Source organism: Algibacter sp. Ld11, assembly GCF_045066735.1.
GTDB lineage: Bacteria > Bacteroidota > Bacteroidia > Flavobacteriales > Flavobacteriaceae > Algibacter.
This window is the reverse complement of the sequence record NZ_JBISHH010000025.1, coordinates 308722-326390: the sequence shown is the minus strand read 5'-3', so window position 1 is coordinate 326390 and position 17669 is coordinate 308722. Positions and strand designations below refer to the sequence as shown.

The 17669-nt window shown below is 32.0% G+C and carries 19 protein-coding genes; 7 read left to right on the top strand and 12 right to left on the bottom strand.

Annotated features, from left to right (window positions below; genetic code table 11):
* Positions 1-64: 64 nt before the first annotated feature.
* From ACJJV4_RS15070 to ACJJV4_RS15050, 5 genes are all read left to right on the top strand, one after another.
* Entirely contained in the window at positions 65-1030 is a 966-nt protein-coding gene (locus ACJJV4_RS15070; RefSeq protein WP_405295911.1) for an SIS domain-containing protein, read from the top strand.
* On the top strand, positions 1030-1863 hold the full coding sequence (gene tatC, locus ACJJV4_RS15065) for a twin-arginine translocase subunit TatC (protein WP_042503198.1): 834 nt from the start codon (positions 1030-1032) through the stop codon (positions 1861-1863). The genes ACJJV4_RS15070 and tatC overlap by 1 nt, the downstream gene beginning before the upstream one ends.
* Entirely contained in the window at positions 1847-2203 is a 357-nt protein-coding gene (locus ACJJV4_RS15060) for a carboxymuconolactone decarboxylase family protein (RefSeq protein WP_074938235.1), read from the top strand. The genes tatC and ACJJV4_RS15060 overlap by 17 nt, the downstream gene beginning before the upstream one ends.
* Before the next feature lie 71 nt (positions 2204-2274).
* Entirely contained in the window at positions 2275-3015 is a 741-nt protein-coding gene (gene lptB / locus ACJJV4_RS15055) for an LPS export ABC transporter ATP-binding protein (protein ID WP_042503199.1), read from the top strand.
* A gap of 63 nt (positions 3016-3078) precedes the next feature.
* Positions 3079-3525 (top strand): hypothetical protein, encoded by a 447-nt coding sequence (locus ACJJV4_RS15050; protein ID WP_405295908.1) that lies wholly within the window; start codon positions 3079-3081, stop codon positions 3523-3525.
* A gap of 113 nt (positions 3526-3638) precedes the next feature.
* Here ACJJV4_RS15050 and ACJJV4_RS15045 read toward each other — a convergent pair whose 3' ends face one another.
* Genes ACJJV4_RS15045 through ACJJV4_RS15035 form a run of 3 tightly spaced genes read right to left on the bottom strand, consistent with a single transcriptional unit; the run spans position 3639 to position 5814 of the window.
* On the bottom strand, positions 3639-4235 hold the full coding sequence (locus ACJJV4_RS15045; RefSeq protein ID WP_405295906.1) for a hypothetical protein: 597 nt from the start codon (positions 4233-4235) through the stop codon (positions 3639-3641).
* Positions 4236-4244: 9 nt separating this feature from the next.
* Positions 4245-5054, bottom strand: coding sequence for a TerC family protein (locus ACJJV4_RS15040; protein ID WP_405295904.1), 810 nt, complete (start codon positions 5052-5054; stop codon positions 4245-4247).
* Between the two features lie 7 nt (positions 5055-5061).
* Positions 5062-5814: a CDP-alcohol phosphatidyltransferase family protein gene (locus tag ACJJV4_RS15035; protein ID WP_405295902.1), complete on the bottom strand. Its 753-nt coding sequence runs from the start codon at positions 5812-5814 to the stop codon at positions 5062-5064.
* 178 nt (positions 5815-5992) lie between these two features.
* On the opposite strand from ACJJV4_RS15035, the gene ACJJV4_RS15030 reads away from it, so the two are divergent.
* A complete protein-coding gene (locus tag ACJJV4_RS15030) occupies positions 5993-7063 on the top strand; it encodes a PorV/PorQ family protein (RefSeq protein ID WP_405295900.1) in 1071 nt (356 codons plus the stop codon).
* Positions 7064-7074: 11 nt separating this feature from the next.
* Entirely contained in the window at positions 7075-8241 is a 1167-nt protein-coding gene (locus tag ACJJV4_RS15025; RefSeq protein ID WP_405295898.1) for a DUF4105 domain-containing protein, read from the top strand.
* Between the two features lie 35 nt (positions 8242-8276).
* On the opposite strand, the gene ACJJV4_RS15020 is transcribed toward ACJJV4_RS15025, so the two are convergent.
* From ACJJV4_RS15020 to ACJJV4_RS14980, 9 genes are read right to left on the bottom strand one after another with little or no spacing between them, the layout of a single operon-like run.
* A complete protein-coding gene (locus ACJJV4_RS15020) occupies positions 8277-9668 on the bottom strand; it encodes a sugar transferase (RefSeq protein ID WP_405295896.1) in 1392 nt (463 codons plus the stop codon).
* A gap of 56 nt (positions 9669-9724) precedes the next feature.
* The gene (locus ACJJV4_RS15015; protein WP_405295894.1) at positions 9725-10735 is read right to left on the bottom strand and encodes a glycosyltransferase family 4 protein; all 1011 of its coding nucleotides are present in this window, start codon (positions 10733-10735) and stop codon (positions 9725-9727) included.
* Positions 10689-12044, bottom strand: coding sequence for an O-antigen ligase family protein (locus tag ACJJV4_RS15010; protein WP_405295892.1), 1356 nt, complete (start codon positions 12042-12044; stop codon positions 10689-10691). The genes ACJJV4_RS15015 and ACJJV4_RS15010 overlap by 47 nt, the downstream gene beginning before the upstream one ends.
* 5 nt (positions 12045-12049) lie before the next feature.
* Positions 12050-13120, bottom strand: coding sequence for a glycosyltransferase (locus tag ACJJV4_RS15005; protein ID WP_405295890.1), 1071 nt, complete (start codon positions 13118-13120; stop codon positions 12050-12052).
* 1 nt (position 13121) lies between these two features.
* Complete coding sequence (locus tag ACJJV4_RS15000; RefSeq protein WP_405295888.1) at positions 13122-14234, bottom strand: glycosyltransferase family 4 protein; 1113 nt, start codon at positions 14232-14234, stop codon at positions 13122-13124.
* Positions 14234-14782, bottom strand: a complete 549-nt coding sequence (locus tag ACJJV4_RS14995) for a serine O-acetyltransferase (protein WP_405295886.1) — start codon at positions 14780-14782, stop codon at positions 14234-14236. Before ACJJV4_RS14995 ends, ACJJV4_RS15000 begins: the two co-directional genes overlap by 1 nt.
* 5 nt (positions 14783-14787) lie before the next feature.
* Positions 14788-15792 carry a glycosyltransferase family 2 protein gene (locus tag ACJJV4_RS14990; RefSeq protein WP_405295884.1) on the bottom strand — a complete coding sequence of 335 codons (1005 nt, stop codon included), beginning with the start codon at positions 15790-15792 and terminating at the stop codon, positions 14788-14790.
* Positions 15792-16823 (bottom strand): exostosin family protein, encoded by a 1032-nt coding sequence (locus tag ACJJV4_RS14985; RefSeq protein WP_405295882.1) that lies wholly within the window; start codon positions 16821-16823, stop codon positions 15792-15794. Before ACJJV4_RS14985 ends, ACJJV4_RS14990 begins: the two co-directional genes overlap by 1 nt.
* A gap of 5 nt (positions 16824-16828) precedes the next feature.
* On the bottom strand, positions 16829-17668 hold the full coding sequence (locus tag ACJJV4_RS14980; protein WP_405295880.1) for an FkbM family methyltransferase: 840 nt from the start codon (positions 17666-17668) through the stop codon (positions 16829-16831).
* Between the last annotated feature and the right edge of the window lies 1 nt (position 17669).

Here is a 17669-nt window from a genome sequence, read left to right as displayed (position 1 = left end):
TTTTGGTTATTAAGTTTAAAGATAATAAAATCTTTAATGCTTCAACTATAAAAAATAATAAATTTTGAGTACAGAAAATTCTATTATTGAAACTGCTAAGCAAACAATTGAAATGGAAAGTAAAGCCATTTTAAACTTATCGAGCTTGGTTACAGAAGATTTTGCAGCTGCTGTAAATCTAATATATAATTCCAAAGGTCGTGTTATTATTACTGGTATTGGCAAAAGTGCCATTATTGGTAATAAAATAGTAGCCACTTTAAACTCTACTGGAACGCCCGCTATTTTTATGCATGCGGCCGATGCCATACATGGCGATTTGGGTTTAATTTTAAATGATGATGTAGTAATCTGTTTATCGAAAAGTGGTAATACTCCAGAAATAAAAGTTATTATTCCGCTAATAAAGCGTGCTAATAATACAATGATTGCTATTACCGGAAACACAAACTCTTTTTTAGCACAACATGCTGATTATATTTTAAATGCATACGTAGAAAAAGAAGCTTGCCCAAATAATTTAGCACCAACAACAAGCACAACAGCACAATTAGTAATTGGTGATGCGCTTGCAGTTTGCTTATTAAATTTACGCGGATTTTCTAGCTCAGATTTTGCAAAATATCATCCTGGTGGAGCCTTAGGTAAAAAACTGTATTTAAGAGTAGAAGATATTTCTTCTACCAACGAAAAACCAGCCGTTAATGGCGATGCGAGTATTAAAGAGGTTATAGTAGAAATTACAGCAAAAATGCTAGGGGTTACTGCTGTGGTAGAAAATAACGAAATTACAGGTATAATTACCGATGGTGATTTACGTAGAATGCTTACCAAAGTAGACGATTTCTCTAAACTTAAAGCTAAAGATATTATGGGGGCCAACCCTAAACGTATTCAGGCAAACGCCATGGCTATCGAGGCTTTAGAGATTATGGAAGCCAACGATATTTCGCAACTTTTAGTTGAAAACGAGGGCAAATATGCAGGTGTGGTTCACTTACACGATTTAATAAAAGAAGGTATTATATAATGGCAAAAAAGGATATTAATGAGATGTCTTTTTTAGACCATCTTGAAGATTTACGCTGGCACTTAATTAGAATTTGCTCGGCTGTAATGATTGTGGCCACGTTGGCATATATTTTTAGTCGTTTTATTTTCGACGAAATTATTTTTGCGCCACTGCACATGGATTTCCCCACTTACGACTTTCTATGTAAAGCGGCTCAATTTCTTGATGTTACTACAACATTTTGCGCAGATAAAATTCCTTTAATACTTCAAAACCGTACCATGGCAGGGCAATTTTCTGCCGATATTTGGACGGCTATTTTGGGTGGTTTCATAATTTCATTTCCTTATGTAATTTACCAATTATGGAGTTTTATTAGTCCTGGTTTACATAAAGAAGAACGGAAGCATTCACGTGGTTTTATCATTATTTGCTCACTCCTATTCTTTATCGGTGTACTTTTTGGTTATTACATTATCACGCCGTTATCGATTAATTTCTTGGCAAACTACAGCATATCATCGATGGTAGATAACCAAATAGATATTAGCTCTTATATTGCCTTAGTTCGTGCTTCGGCATTAGCTTCAGGATTAATTTTCGAGTTACCAATCATTATTTATTTTCTAACAAAAATAGGTTTGGTTACTCCAGAATTCTTAAAAACTTATCGAAAGTATGCCATGGTAATTGTATTAATTTTATCTGCAATTATTACGCCTCCAGATATTGCCAGTCAAGTTATTGTGGCTATTCCAATAATAATTTTGTACCAAGTAAGTATCACTATTTCTAAAATAGTGATTAGAAATCAAAAACGAAAAGAGAAAAAAAATGTCAGAGTCAGTTAAAGAATTCAACGATTACCGTTCTAAAATGAACGATAAAATTTTAGGTGATAACAATAAAATTATAAAGCGTATTTTTAATTTAGATACTAACGCTTTCGCGGAAGGAGCTCTAGATGTAAAAACAAAAGAGTTACTTGGTTTAGTAGCTTCTACTGTTTTACGCTGCGACGATTGTGTAAAATATCACTTAGAAACCAGTTATAAAATTGGACTAAAAAAAGAAGAAGTCGTAGAAGCATTAGGTATTGCAACCTTAGTAGGCGGAACTATAGTAATACCGCATTTAAGACGTGCTTATGAGTTTTGGGATGCTTTGGAAGAAGATAGCAAAACCCAATAAAAACATAAAAAACCAACAACTGTTAAAAAAGTGTATATGATTTCACTATTTTTAACGTTCATTATAAAGATATGATTCTAAAAGCCGAAAATTTAATGAAGTCCTATAGCGGACGAAAAGTTGTAAAAGATATTTCTCTTGAAGTTAACCAAGGTGAAATTGTTGGACTTCTTGGTCCAAATGGAGCTGGAAAAACGACATCTTTTTACATGATTGTTGGTTTAGTAAAACCTAACGGTGGTCATATCTTTCTTGATAATAAAGAGATTACCAACTACCCAATGTACAAGCGTGCACAAAATGGTATTGGTTACTTGGCTCAAGAAGCTTCGGTTTTTAGAAAACTATCTATTGAAGATAATATTTTAAGTGTATTACAACTTACCAAATTAAGTAAAAAAGAGCAAGTTCATAAAATGGAATCGCTTATTGATGAGTTTGGTTTGGGGCATATTAGAAAATCTCGTGGCGATTTATTGTCTGGTGGTGAACGCCGTAGAACAGAGATTGCTCGTGCTTTAGCAACCGACCCTAGTTTTATTCTACTCGATGAACCTTTTGCCGGTGTAGATCCTGTGGCTGTAGAAGATATTCAGCGTATTGTAGCACAACTTACTAAAAAGAATATTGGTATTTTAATTACCGACCACAACGTGCAAGAAACACTAGCCATTACCGATAGAACATACTTAATGTTTGAAGGTAGCATCCTTAAAGCTGGTGAACCAGAAGAATTAGCTAGTGATGAAATGGTGCGTAAGGTTTATCTTGGTCAAAACTTTGAGTTGCGAAGAAAAAAGATTCGCGAGTAAGTAAAACATATTGTTTTTTCATTTATTGAATATTATTGCTTTTTAATAGAACACAGTTGTAATATGATGACGCTTTCTGAAGTTTATTTCTTCATCTTAATTATATTCATTCAGCTATTCTCTGTTTTTATAATATCTACTACCGAAGATTTAAAGCAAACAAGATACTACACAAATTATTTAAAACTAACTTCTGCACTTCTTTTAATTGGTGTTTTAATGGAGGTATTGGATTGGAATCACTTATGCCGTTTTCAATGTATCTTACTTACATCTTCGCCATTCATCACTTTAAATCTAGCAAAGGGCACAGCATACTTTTTTCAAAAAGTATTTAGAAAAACACCATTTCAGACATTTCGACATCAATTAAGTGATGGTTTTTGGGTCGAAAACAAAGGAGATATAGAACAAATTAACTATTATAATTTTTACTCAATTGTCTTATCAGCATTACCTCCAATTATAATTTTCGGTTTGTTTTTAACTCTAGAAATTATAATATGCTGATTTAATCTCTTTTTCTGTGAAAAATTGACTTTCATAATTTTGAAAACAAAATCAGTTTAAAAAATCAATATACCACAAACCGTTATCGACCTAATAGAAATACAGAACCGCGATTATCCTTTTCTTCTTTCTAATAATACCATCATCATTAAACCTAAAAGAATACGGTATTCATCGTCTTTATCAATTTCTTGTAATTTAGACACACTAAATTTTCTACCAAAAAAAGAACCTTCTTTTTTAAGCTTAACTATAGGTTTACCATTCAAATCTGAAACACTATAACTTGGGTTAAAAAAATAACCCGTAAACATCCCTAGAATAGGAATTTCACCAAACATAGAATCAAATACTTTTACCCACGCATTATCTTCACGAATATGGTATTGCATTTTTTGATTTTGATCAATAAGCTCATATTTCGCTTTCCAAATCGATCGCCAACCTTTTCTTGCTATTTTGCCAAGCTCATTACCAGATGCATCCTTAAAACTATAAGCAGCAGAAAAATCGATCCATCTATCGGCTTGTATTCTATAATTGACTTGCGTTTTATTCTCGTCGCTGTAAATAAGAATGTCTTCTTTAAGCTTAAACATTTTTTGCCTAACATATGCAACGGTAGCTCCAGAAGCATCGGTTGCAACAAAATCGTTAGCAAAAGTTGAAATGTTAAACTTAAAATTTAATGGAAATGAAATATTTTGCATATTGGTAAATTATTTATTTTTAGCTGCTTGTTCTTTTATTAATTTCTTTTGGTAACGCCCTTGTACTACATCTACAATAACCAAAACAGCTAATACAAAATAGAACGTTGTTTTGCTCATTGGCTCAATATTTTCACCGAATATATTAATGTGAGCTAAGTGACCACCTTCGGTAACGAGCATGATACCAACTATAAAAAGTATAAACAAACCTAACACTTCGTACATACGATTCTTGGCCAAGAATGAGGAAATTTTATCGGCAAGAACAAGCATAAGTAATCCACTTGCTACAATGGCGATGGCCATAATAATGAATGCTGTAGTACTATTTTCTAAATGACTTGTAAGTCCAATAGCGGCTAAAATTGAATCGAAAGAAAAAACTAAATTCATAATTACAATACTAGTAATAACGGCATTAGCAGATTTTAAACGCTTACCGTCACCACCTTCCACATCATGCTCTAAATCATGATTAGAAATCATATGCCAGATTTCCTTAATAGCCGTGTAAATTATAAATCCGCCACCAGCTAAAACAATAATACTGTGTCCATTAAATGCAAAATGAAGAATATCTTCGATCCCACCTGTTAAAAAAGAAAAAGGCTCTTTAAAAAACCCAATAATAGAAACTAAAACAAACAGAAGCACAATTCTCAAGACTATAGCGATTAAAATACCAACTTTACGTACTCGTTTTTGGTCGCTTTCTGGAGCTTTTTTACTTTCTAAAGAAATGTATAATAAATTATCAAATCCTAAAACGGCTTGTAATAGAACTAGCATTAACAGAGTAAAAATGTTTTCTAACATTGGTAAATTATTTGGAGTTTAAATTATCTATAACAGATAAAAGTATATAAAGAATTATTATTAAAGGTATAGCAGCAAATTGTAAAACAATTAAAAGTACCACGCACAAAATTAGAAAAATATAGCGCGTAATATTGTCCTTAAAACCATAATTTTTGAATTTTAAGGCAAATAATTTTATATCGGCATTTAATATATAGCAACTTAACAAAGTAAGCCCTATTAAAAACCATTGATTTAGAATAATAGTATTTATAAGGTCGTTATTTTGAAACTCCATGATAAGAGGTAGCGATAATATTAAAAGGGCATTTGCAGGTGTTGGTAAGCCTTTAAAATAGGTTTGCTGATCTTCATCTATATTAAATTTTGCTAATCTATATGCCGAGCCTAAAGTAATTAAAAGCCCCAATAATGGTAAAATCTGTAATTTTGTACTTATCCAACCTGAATGTTCTTGCCAATGCGAAGCTTCCGCGTAATCAACAAAATCACCTGTAGATAACATCAATAGTTTGTACATAATAATTCCAGGGACTAAACCACTTGTTACCATATCGGCCAAAGAATCTAACTGTAAACCCAAAGGGCTAGATACATTTAGTTTTCTTGCGGCAAAACCATCAAAGAAATCGAAAAATATACCTAAAAACACAAATAATGCAGCCGCAACAAAATCATCATTTACAGCCAAAATAACAGCTATACAACCACTCAGTAAATTCAAAAGTGTAATAGCATTAGGTATGTGTCTCTTCATATTTAGTCTTTTAATTTTGTAAAAATAGCAAACAAATTTCGTCTAAAACAATATCTATAGCAAATTCAAGTTTATACTCTTAAATATAATACACTTAGATGTTAAATAAGTTGAAGTTTCAATTTGAATTTTTATGATTAAAACGGTATTATGTGCATCTTTGTAAAAAAAAATTCTATTGAAACTTAACCTGAGCACTTTATTTTTTATAATTTCTATTTCGGTATTTAGCCAAACGGCTAGAAAATACTCGAACGAATTTATGAATATTGGTGTAGATGCCGCAGCATTAGGGATGAGTAACGCCGTTACTTCGCATTCTAACGATGTTAATTCTGGGTATTGGAATCCGGCAGGACTTTTAAAATTAGAAGACAATCAGCTTTCATTAATGCACTCAAGCTACTTTGCGAATATTGCAAATTACGATTATGCGGCCTATGCCATGCCCTTAGATGATAGAAGCGCTATTGGAATCTCATTAATACGTTTTGCTGTTGATGACATTTTGAATACAACACAACTTATTGACGATCAAGGAAATATTAACTACGACAGAATTAGCTTATTCTCCACAGCAGATTATGGATTAACCTTTTCTTATGCTAGAGCATTGCCTGTACAAGGCTTAAATTATGGTATAAATGCTAAAGTAATCCGTCGTGTTATTGGCGATTTTGCATCTTCATGGGGTTTTGGATTCGATTTAGGTGTTCAGTTTGAAACCGAAAACGATTGGAAATTTGGTGTTATGGCTCGCGATATTACCACAACGTTTAATGCTTGGGCCATTGATGAAGAAGAATTTGCAACCGTGCAAAATGCTGTTGAAGGACAAAACCAAGAATTACCTGAAACTACCGAAATTACTATTCCTAAATTACAAATTGGAGTTTCTAAACTTGTCGATTTTAATTACGACTACACGCTATTAACTGCTGTTAATCTAAACGTTAGATTTGAGGAAAATAATGATATTATTTCAACATCTGTCGCTAGTATCAATCCTGCCTTAGGATTTGAATTTGGCTATATTGATATGGTTTACTTACGCGCCGGAATGGGAAATTTTCAAAATGAATTACAGCTTGATAATACCGAGCAATTAAGCTTTCAACCTAGTTTTGGTGTAGGTTTTAAATACAACGGCATTCAGGTAGATTATGCTTTTACTGATATTGGCGACCAAAGTGTAGCCCTTTATTCTAATGTGTTTTCTTTAAAAATTGATTTAAGCATTTTTAGATAATTTCACTATTTATGAAAAACATATATTTTCTATTTATACTTTTATTATCGTTTGAAACCATACAAGCGCAAGAGCATCTATTGTCTGAAAATGCAGAAATAAGTGTACTTACCGTTGGTCCTGGAACCGAATTAAATGATGCCTTTGGCCATAGTGCCTTTAGAATAAAAGATGTTTCTCGCGGATTAGATGTGGTTTATGGTTATGGTCAATATGATTTTGACTCACCTAACTTTTATTTAAAATTTGCACAAGGAAAATTGGATTACCTGATAAGCAAATCGGAATTCAATAAATTTTATCAAAACTATATTTATTTTAACAGAAGTATAAAGGCTCAAGTTTTAAATTTATCTCAAGTTGAAAAACAAAAGCTTTACGACTTTCTAATTAATAACTACAAACCAGAAAACCGAGGCTATCTTTACGAGTTCTTTTTTGACAATTGCGCTACTAAAATAAAAGAAGTTGCAAATACTTCGGTAAATAATAGCATAACTTTTAATAAGCCAAAAGATTTTGAAGATGCTACTTTTAGAGCATTAATTTACCAAAATGTAGATAAAAACACATGGGGTAGTTTTGGTATCGATTTGGCCTTAGGCTCTGTAATTGATAGACAAGCCACTCCTGAAGAACACATGTTTTTACCAGAAAACATCTATCGCTTTTTTGAGGTTGCAACTATTGGAACTGATAATAGACCTCTAGTATCCCAAAACCATATTTTATTTAATAAGAAAGAAAAATATGTGTCGACTTCGTTTTTAACGAGTCCGATATTTATAATTAGCCTTATTGCGTGTTTTATTATTTTTATAACCTATAAAGATTATAAAAACGATAAACGAAGTAACTGGTTAGATATAAGTTTATTTGTCCTTACAGGCTTTATTGGTATCGTTATTTTACTCCTTTGGTTTGCTACAGACCATACGGGAACACACCAAAACTACAATCTACTTTGGGCTTTTGTTTTAAACATTTTTGTTATTGGCCAATTTTTTAAAAACGCACCAAGCGCTTGGTTTGGTAAATATTTAAAACTATTAGTAATTATGCTATGCTTACTTACTTTGCATTGGCTTATTGGTGTTCAAGTTTTTGCTATTGGAATTATCCCGCTTTTAATAGCGCTATTTATTCGATATATATATTTGGTGAAACAATTTAACTAAAGGGATAAAACCATTCTTTTAAGGGTTTGTATAGACTACTGACCTCTAAAAAATATCATGGTGCTTATTGTTTTTACTAAAATGTTAATATCTAAGAAAAAACTACGATGTTTGATATAATATAAATCGTATTGAAGTTTTAATAAACTATCATCTACAGAACTTCCATATCTCGTTTTCACTTGTGCCCAGCCGGTAAGTCCTGGTTTTACAATATGTCGTGTTTCATAAAACGGTAACACTTCAGACAGTTCTGAAACAAAACGTGGGCGTTCTGGTCTTGGCCCAATTAAACTCATTTCTCCTTTTAAAATATTGATAAACTGAGGAATTTCATCTAATCTGGAATGTCTTAAAAACTTCCCAAACGGCGTAATTCTAGAGTCATTTTTTTGAGCCCAAACTGCTCCATTTTTTTCAGCATCTTCAACCATGCTTCTGTATTTTATAATCTGAAAAGTTCTACCATTTTTTCCTATTCGCTTTTGAGTATAGAAAAGAGCGCCTTTGTTTCCTATTAAATTTCCAATAAAAATTAAAGGAAGAAAAACCAAACTAACAGTTAAACCTATAATTGAAATTGAAATGTCAAAAATTCTTCTAAAAAACAAATACAACTTATTATGATTGCTACGGCTAAATGGAAAGTATTTATAAAAATCTTTACCAACAAACTGCACAGGCACGCGCTGTGTCATTTCTTCATAAGCTTGCGTATATTCTTTTATTGGAAAACCACTTTCTAGTAATGTAATTAAATCACGATAGATTTCAGGTGTTATGGACTCAGAGTTGTAGCTTGCAATCACAATCTCTGATATATTTTCATCCTTAATAACCTTATGGATTTCATTTGGTCTAAACTCTTTTGCTCCCGTATATTTAATACCTTCCGTTTTCTTTATTTCACAGTTAATGAAACCAATAATTTTATAATTAGGATCGGAATTTTTAAAAGCTTCTACTATAGATTGAATACTGGAAATCTCACCAACAATTAAGGCTTTTTTATGAAATCGTGGCGACGTAATGAAAGTTACGTAAATCCAACGCCATAAGAGTAAAGCAAAAATTATAGAGCAATAAAAATATAAAATCTGTAGCCTATTATCTGGTAAAACGGGTGTTAAGCGCGGTGTTAAAAAATAAAACAGCACTGTGATAGATGATGCAAAAACAATATTTGCAAAGGTTTTATCTAGCTTACTAGACTTTTGTAAATCGTAAAGTTCAAAAATAGTTCCGAATATAGACATGTAAAGAATAAGGACTAGTACCCACTTCCAATTTTCTTTATTAATAATAAAATAATTAAAATCGAAAAAATTGCTAACTGCATAAAGAGTTACAAGTACCGAAAGCACATCCACAATCCGTAAAAGGACTTTTCGTTCTGAAATATCAAAATGGATGCTACTTTTAAACATATTTTGCACTAGTTAGAGAGCGGTAAAGATATAAAAGTTAAATAGACTGCCCTTATTTAACTTAAGAGATTATACCATTGGTGCTTAATTTTTTCCCAAGCATAATTTTCAACTTTTTCCCTTGCTTTGTCTGCAATACATTGAGTTCTATTAGTATTTGAAGCTAATTGTTTTATACTCAACACAAAAGCTTCAATATTATTAGATTCCACAAGGATACCGTCTTTATTATTTTCAATTAAAAAAGGCATGCCTCCAACATGGGTAGATACTACAGGTAAACCTAAGGCCATAGCTTCTATAACGCTTACAGGTGTATTATCAATAGTAGTTGTGTTTATAAATATATTGAAATCTTCGGCTTTTACATGCCATTCTTTTTTAGACAGTAAGCCGGTAAACTCAACATCTAAATTTAATGATTGAGCAAGCTGCTTAGCACTTGCCAAACTACCATCTTTTTCTGGACCTACCATGCACAGCTCCACATCAATGTTTTCATTTTTTAAAGCTTTAAAAATATGAATCGCTAACGACGGATTGTAAATTTCGGAAAATGAACGCACCCACAATAATTTAATTGATTCATAGCGTTTATTTTGAAATTTATAATCTTCAATTTTAATAGAGTTGGGTATATAAACTAAATTAAGGTAACCACTAGCTTCAAAATGTGATTTTAAATACAAAGAAGGTGCTACGTTTTTAAACGCAGGCTTAAATATGGCTTGAGATAATTTAGGAGATTTAATCAAGCGTTTGGGTAGCTCGCCTCCGTGAAGTATGGGAATATACCTTAATTTAAAAAATCTACATAATTGACTAACAGCATAGGCATAATAAAAATTTAATGTACTGTAAGTATCTATTAATACATAATCGACTGTTTTTCTGTATCTAACTACAGCCCAAAGCATATCTATAAAACGAAGTGTAATCGATTTGTAACTTGAAACTGAAACAACATGAAATCCCAAACTTTTCAGTCCAGTTTCTAAAGTATCGATTGTAGATTCTGTTTTACCTTTTTTCGATAATTTGTTTCCTATGTAGAGGATGTTTTTCATCAACAATATGTAATAAACTTAAAGCATAAATAAATGCAGGCGCCGCAATACGCATAGCTGAATGATTTATAGTAAGTAGCCAAAATAGATAAAAAGAATAAAACAACACATTACTTCGGTCACCTATTCTAAAAAATAATGGAACCAATAGCAATACTAAAAATGCAAAAACCCCAAACAAACCGTGTTCTGCAACAATACGACTTACTTCATTATGAGAGGCCGCATGAATGCCGGTTTTTTGAAATCTAATTTCTTTGGCTCTACCAACCCCAATACCCAAAAACGGATTATCTATAAACTCTTCAAATTCTAATAAAAATAAACTCCCCCTGCCTGTTGTTATATCACTTTTTTCTTGTCCTGAAGCATTTTCATTGGCATAACGTTTTTCAATCATTCCATTTGTTTGCACTGCAGAAATACCCCATGTAACAATGCCTATTATTAAGAACATCATTATAGATATACGCATTTTACGTTTATGTTTTTTATCCATCACTTTGTATAGAATGAATATAAACGCAACAATCATAAGAATAGCAGTAAACACACCTCCCCGACTAAAAGTAACAATAGCTCTAAAAGCAAATAACAATACAAATATCAAATCTAAATATCGAAAAATTTTACTTTTGCTAAAATAAAAAAAACGAACCGTCATTAAAAAAAAACCTAAACCTAAAACAGTTGCCATTTGATTAGGTCCAAATCCTCCAGAAGCCGCAAAGTTTGACCCCGTACCCGTTGATACTGCAGATACATCTGGATTATACATAAAAACATAAACAAGTGTACTTACTAAAGGAAATAAGATAAAATTAACTATCCCCTCTAGTTGTTTTCTTGTAACTTTTAATCCAAAACAAAACAAAGCTGAAACACCTAAAGTAACTGGCCCACTTAAGTTAAAAGCAATTGCCTTTCTAATGTTCTGATCAACTTCCAAGAGATACAAAGAGACATAAATACTCGGAATCATAAGACATATATACAATAAATAAGGTGTAGCTTTTTTATTAAACCCATTATAGAACAAACCAAAAACAGAAAAAACTATAACCATATATTTGCTAGCCTCGTAAAAAGGTCCACTATTAGTCATTCGTAAAATAACCTCAGCCCCTATAAAATAAGCACTAGCTCTTATAATCTCAAATGTTTTTAATTGCTTTTTGGCACTAATAATTCTAATTAAAAAATAAATAAAAATTCCGTAAAAATACAGGTTACCTAAAGGTCTTGACAGGTATATTAAAGCCCCTAACAAAACATGTATTACTAATAGTTTTAAATATTTTTTTTGCATTTATATTATAATCGAGAATATGTATTTACAATTGCCTGTAGTGTTGTTGTCTCAGAAAAATCAGTTTTAATTAATTGTGTTAACTCTATAGCATACGAGTTTCTTAAATCAAGGTCCTCTATAATATTTATAATAGCATCACTCAAAGCTTTACTGTCTTCAGCATTAACTAATAGACCCGTATTTTCATTTTTAATAATTTGATTACACTCGCCTACATGAGTGGCTACAACTGCTAATTTAGCCAAACCATATTCTAATAAAGCCAAAGGTAAGCCTTCTGACTGAGACGATAAAACACCAATATTGCAAGCTAATAGTATTGCAGAAACATCTGCACAACGCCCATAAAAAAAAACATTCCCCTCTAATTCCTCGCTTTTAATATATTCAAACACTTGCTTAGAATAATCATCCTCAAAATCCTTACCAATCAAATGCAGTGTCCAATCTGGATTGTTTTTAGCTACTAATTTAAATGCTTCAAGTAAATTTAAATGATCCTTTTGTGGTCTTAAATTTGCCAAACAAACAATGCGCTTACCATCTGTGCCTTTTAATCGTGTAGACAATACTGTATCTCCAACCACAGCATAATTAGGCAAATAACTAACTGTTTTTGCTTTTAATTGTGATGAAGCCCAATCTTTTAATTTGGAATTAACACTAAATATGTGATCAAAATATTTAGAGCAGTATTGCAGAATACGTTTGGGACGTTGCTCTAAAAACTCACTTTTACCATAGTGATCATGCCACACTAATTTCAATTTAGGATTTAAAATAGTAATCAGCGTAGACAAAAAATAAGACGAAGAATGTGCATGTATTACTGTTATGCCTTCTTTTTTTATAAAACGATGTAACCTCCAAATCGCCGTAACATCTATAATCGCTTTTTTATTTAAAAACAAATAACCAACCGCATTGTTTACACTAGATTTTAAAAGACCTTCTGCTCTAGTCGCACACAAATAACTACCGTCTACATAATCAAACAAACCATTAGCGTAGTTGACAGCAACACGTTCTGCTCCTCCTGCTTCTAAACTATCTATAAGTTGCAATACTTTCATTCTAAACCTTTAATAGTTTTTTAATTTCACTTTCAAATACATTTAAAGTATACCGTTGTGACCAGCCCGACGCTAATTTAGACATTGTTACTAACGCTTGATTAGCTCCTAAAGCTAAGACTATTTTAGAAACTGCGTCCTCCACATTAGGAGCTATAAGCATACCACGGTTACCATAGTCTAACATATTTGGCACACATGATATGGACGTTGCGATTGGTATAACTCCAAAAAACATAGCTTCAGCCAAGGCTTTAGGCCAACCTTCGGACTTAGAAGCTAATATTATAAAATGAGCAGACTGTAAAGCTGTCTTTACGGTTTCACTAGTTTTATTACCATGCAAAACAATATGCTTCCTTAGTTGTTTATCATCTATGTAATGTTGCAATTTCGGTTTTAAAACACCATCTCCAAACACTTGTAAGTTACATTTAAAACCTAAGCTTAATAATTGCGCTACAATTTGAATAGCTAACAAAGGACGTTTACCAGTTACTAAACTTCCAACAAACACAAATTCTAATGCTTTTGTATAGTCTCGAATAACAGGTACTAAACGATCTTGATCATTGTACGTTGCTGTAAAAAATGATTTAATATTTTTAGTTTGATTGGGCCAATCTCCATAAACTAAAACAGTCATCTTTTTTGTCCATTTTGTACTACTCAAAATCGTTTTTTGAAGACGATAACTTAAAGGTTGTTTTGCATTTGGAGCCCAGTTACCTGCATATTTTGCTGTCTTTAGTTTCTTTGGGAAAAACAGTTGCACAAAACAACCGATTAAACCAATGTTCCCAGGACATCTTAAATGGATATGATCTGCCCACAACATGGCTTTAAACAAACGAAACACAATTATCGGCAAATAAAACACACTTAGTAAGGCTGATAAAACATTCGAAAAATTTAAACTCGGTATTGAAGTTACCGTGGGTTGCTTTTTAAATGAGGACTTTAATAATTTTTGATTGTATTGTGTGGGCGAAATTATTCTAAACTCTGAGACATTAGCACTCCAAATATCCATTTCTCTGACATACGGCGTATATGCTTGATAACTATGATCTTCTTTTAAGGTTGGTGCATTTGTAACGACTAAAAACTTCATTATATATAATCTTTAGAGCCCTTATGATTAATGATAACGCCTGGAACACCAACCGCAATAGCATTAGCGTCCATAGATTTTGTGACTAACGTATTAGCTGCAATAACGCAATTATCCCCAATTATTATTGGTCCAACAATAACTGCATTGGCACCAATATATACATTATTTCCAAGCGTTGGAACCCCACGAGTATCACCTCGTCCACTAACCCCAATAGTCACGCCTTGCGAGATATTACAATTATCTCCAATAACAACGTTGGCGTTTATAATAATACCACCAAAATGCCCAATGTAAAACTGCTTCCCAACAGTTACGGTATACGGAATACTAATACCAGTTACTATTTCTATCCATTTTTGATGTATTACTGCAAAACCTAGCAATAGTTTTTTTAGTGGTCCAAAAATAGAACTTCGATATATTGTATTTGATAGCCTATACACTGCTAAAGCCCACAAGCCTTGTTGTGTTAATAACAGTAAAAATACCGATTTATTCCCGCTATACTTTTTATATTTTATAAAATCTGACTTTAAACTCAAAACAATTATTGGTGTTTAGGCTTGTTAAATATAAGGGAAATCCATCCTACTTGACGTCCTAAAGTTTCAGTTAGTGCTTTGACTCGATCTTTAGAAGTTATAATATTAGTAGCTCTAATAGATAAGAGTAGTAAAACGGTAGCGTGGAATTTAAAACGTGCTTTTAAACTAGGGTTAGGATACTTAACACGCCAAACATACCACCCATTTCTAACCACCATTTTACCGTAATTATATTGATTTGGCCGACCAGAAGCGTCATGGTAATGTGATAATTTCGCTTTTGTCGAAATTACATTTTTACCATATTGCAAAGCTCTAAGACTAAAATCTGCATCTTCATATAAACCATAACCTTCAAAATAAGTGGAAAATTTAATCTTATCAAAGAGTGCTCTTTTGAAGCTAAACGACATCCCTACTAACAAATCAACTTCATAAATTTGGCCCGTTAAAGGGTAATTGTAAGTTCTTCCATGTGAAAAATAAGGCATTACACCGGGTTTTTCATGAGATTGTAATCCTAAATAATTACGAGCCACATTTCTTATACTTTCTTTAATTACATAACTTCCTAAAGTATAAAATCGCTTCTTAGAATAGTTGAATCCTGCTGCTTTTGGCAACCATCGATATTCATTGATAGCAATACCACCTACGCCTACAATATTTGAATCTGATTTAAAAGCAGCAATTACCATTTCAAAATAATCTGGTTCTAAAACCACATCGTCATCTAAAAAACAAACAATTTCAGACGCCTTATTAACTTTACTAATCCCAATATTACGCTGTTTAGTCAAGCCTCTATCTTCTGCCTCAACTTTATAATAACCCAAATTTTTAAACGCCTTATTTTTTAAAACAATTTCGGTATCCTTGTTTGTAGAACCATCAATAATTAATATCTCATCAGGATATAAGGTCTGTATTGCAACGGACTTCAACAACTTGACAATCACTTTGGATCGCATGTATGTACAAATTATTAATGAAAACGACTGACTCATTATTGTCTTTTTGTTTTAAATTGTCTCCCTATTTTTATAAAATAAACATCACGTCTTAACGTGTTTAACCATAACTCACGATTTGAGTGTTGTATGTTTTCAAACTCAGCATCTGTTAAATTATTATGAAATGCTAAAATTTGATCCGCTACAGTATCCTTATTATTATGGTCAATAATAACACAATGTTTAGTCCAATCTATTTCCGTACTTAACGGTAATCGGCAATCTGTATTTAACAAAATAGGAATACGACCAACTGCTAAGGTTTCATAAAATCGAACAGAGAAATTACCTACGCCTCTAATACAAAACGTATAAGCTGTATTAAAAATGGTATCGAAAAACTGCTGCGAGCTTTCTTGTTGTGTTAATTTAGAATGAGAGCCTGCACGGTATTTCTGCCTCAAAATAAATGTCGCGTCTAAGTCGTCATGTAATGTTAAACGCTGTAAATAATTGGCCCGTTTAACACTGGAAGGATAAAACAGCTGGCGATCCGCGAGCAACAGATTAGTTTTCCGTTTAACCAGATATTTTAAATGATTACTATATTCTTTTAAATACTTTATAACCCCAGATTGTGCATGTCCTACAAATCCAATACTTGGTTTTCTTTCTTTTTCTAAAACTGAAAACCCTTGTGGTAAAAATGAAGAATAGGGATCATTAATAAAAGAAGGTAAAATAAACGTATTCCTGTTCAATTTACTATTAAAACCACCTAATCTAAAGGTATAACTATTGTTTATATAATTAGTAAACCCATAGTCTCCTGCGGTATAAATCCATATTGCTTTTTGATGTTGTTTTGCTGCTTTTAATAAACTTAGAAATACGGTGTTTTGTTTTAAAAACACGGCATAATCAACAGGAAATACAACAATATCTGCATCGGCAACAGTATTCACTATTGTATAATGCTCTAAAAGAGTTTTGTTCTTTAAAAACACCAAATCAAACAACAACGGAAAGACTTGACGTCGATACGTTTCTGTTAAAAACTCTTTATTTGTGTATAGTTTAAGCATTAGATTTACCGAATAAACAAGGTATTAAACTTATCTCTATTATAACTTTTAATAGTTCTTATTTCTTTTGAAATTGGATTATATCTTATAGGCTTAAATCCGTTTTGAGTAATTAACTCAAAAACATCTTCATCTTTCAAATTAAATTTAGCTCCAGAATTATTAAATTCTACTAACAAAAATTTTAACTGAGGTTGTTGTAAAACATGAGTGGCCCCTTTAAGCACTTTATACTCATAACCTTCCACGTCAATTTTTATAAAAGAAGGGTGTTGGCTTTCCAAAATAAAATCTAAAGTATCAACTTCAATCTTAACTGTATTACTGTTTTCTGTCAAAGAAACGGTATTCATCACAGTATTATTGGTGGTAAAATTAAGAGTTTCCTTTGCATCCCCTACTCCCATAGCCAATACAGATACCTTTTCCTCTAAATTATTAAGTACTATATTGTTTTTTAATTTTATTAATGTGGATACTATAGGTTCAATAGCGACTGTTTTGGATTGACAAACCCCACTGGCTAGTAAAGTATAATGCCCCAAATTAGCACCAATATCAACAAATAAGTCCTCTTTTTTTAAATGATCCAATAAAAACATCGAATCTTCATAATCCATTAACTTATAATAAATATTACCAACAATACCTGCATCTCCTTTTTCAGCATAAAATTGTAATCCATTTATCCAATCATAAACTTGTGGCCTTTTTTTTATGGCTTGAGATAAATTAAAAATAAGATAACGATATAATCCCTTTAAAGAAGCGTCTTTTGTTAAAGGGTGTGCTTTAATGGTATTATACCTTAATACGATACGGCTAAAAGATTTTCTTATATTCATC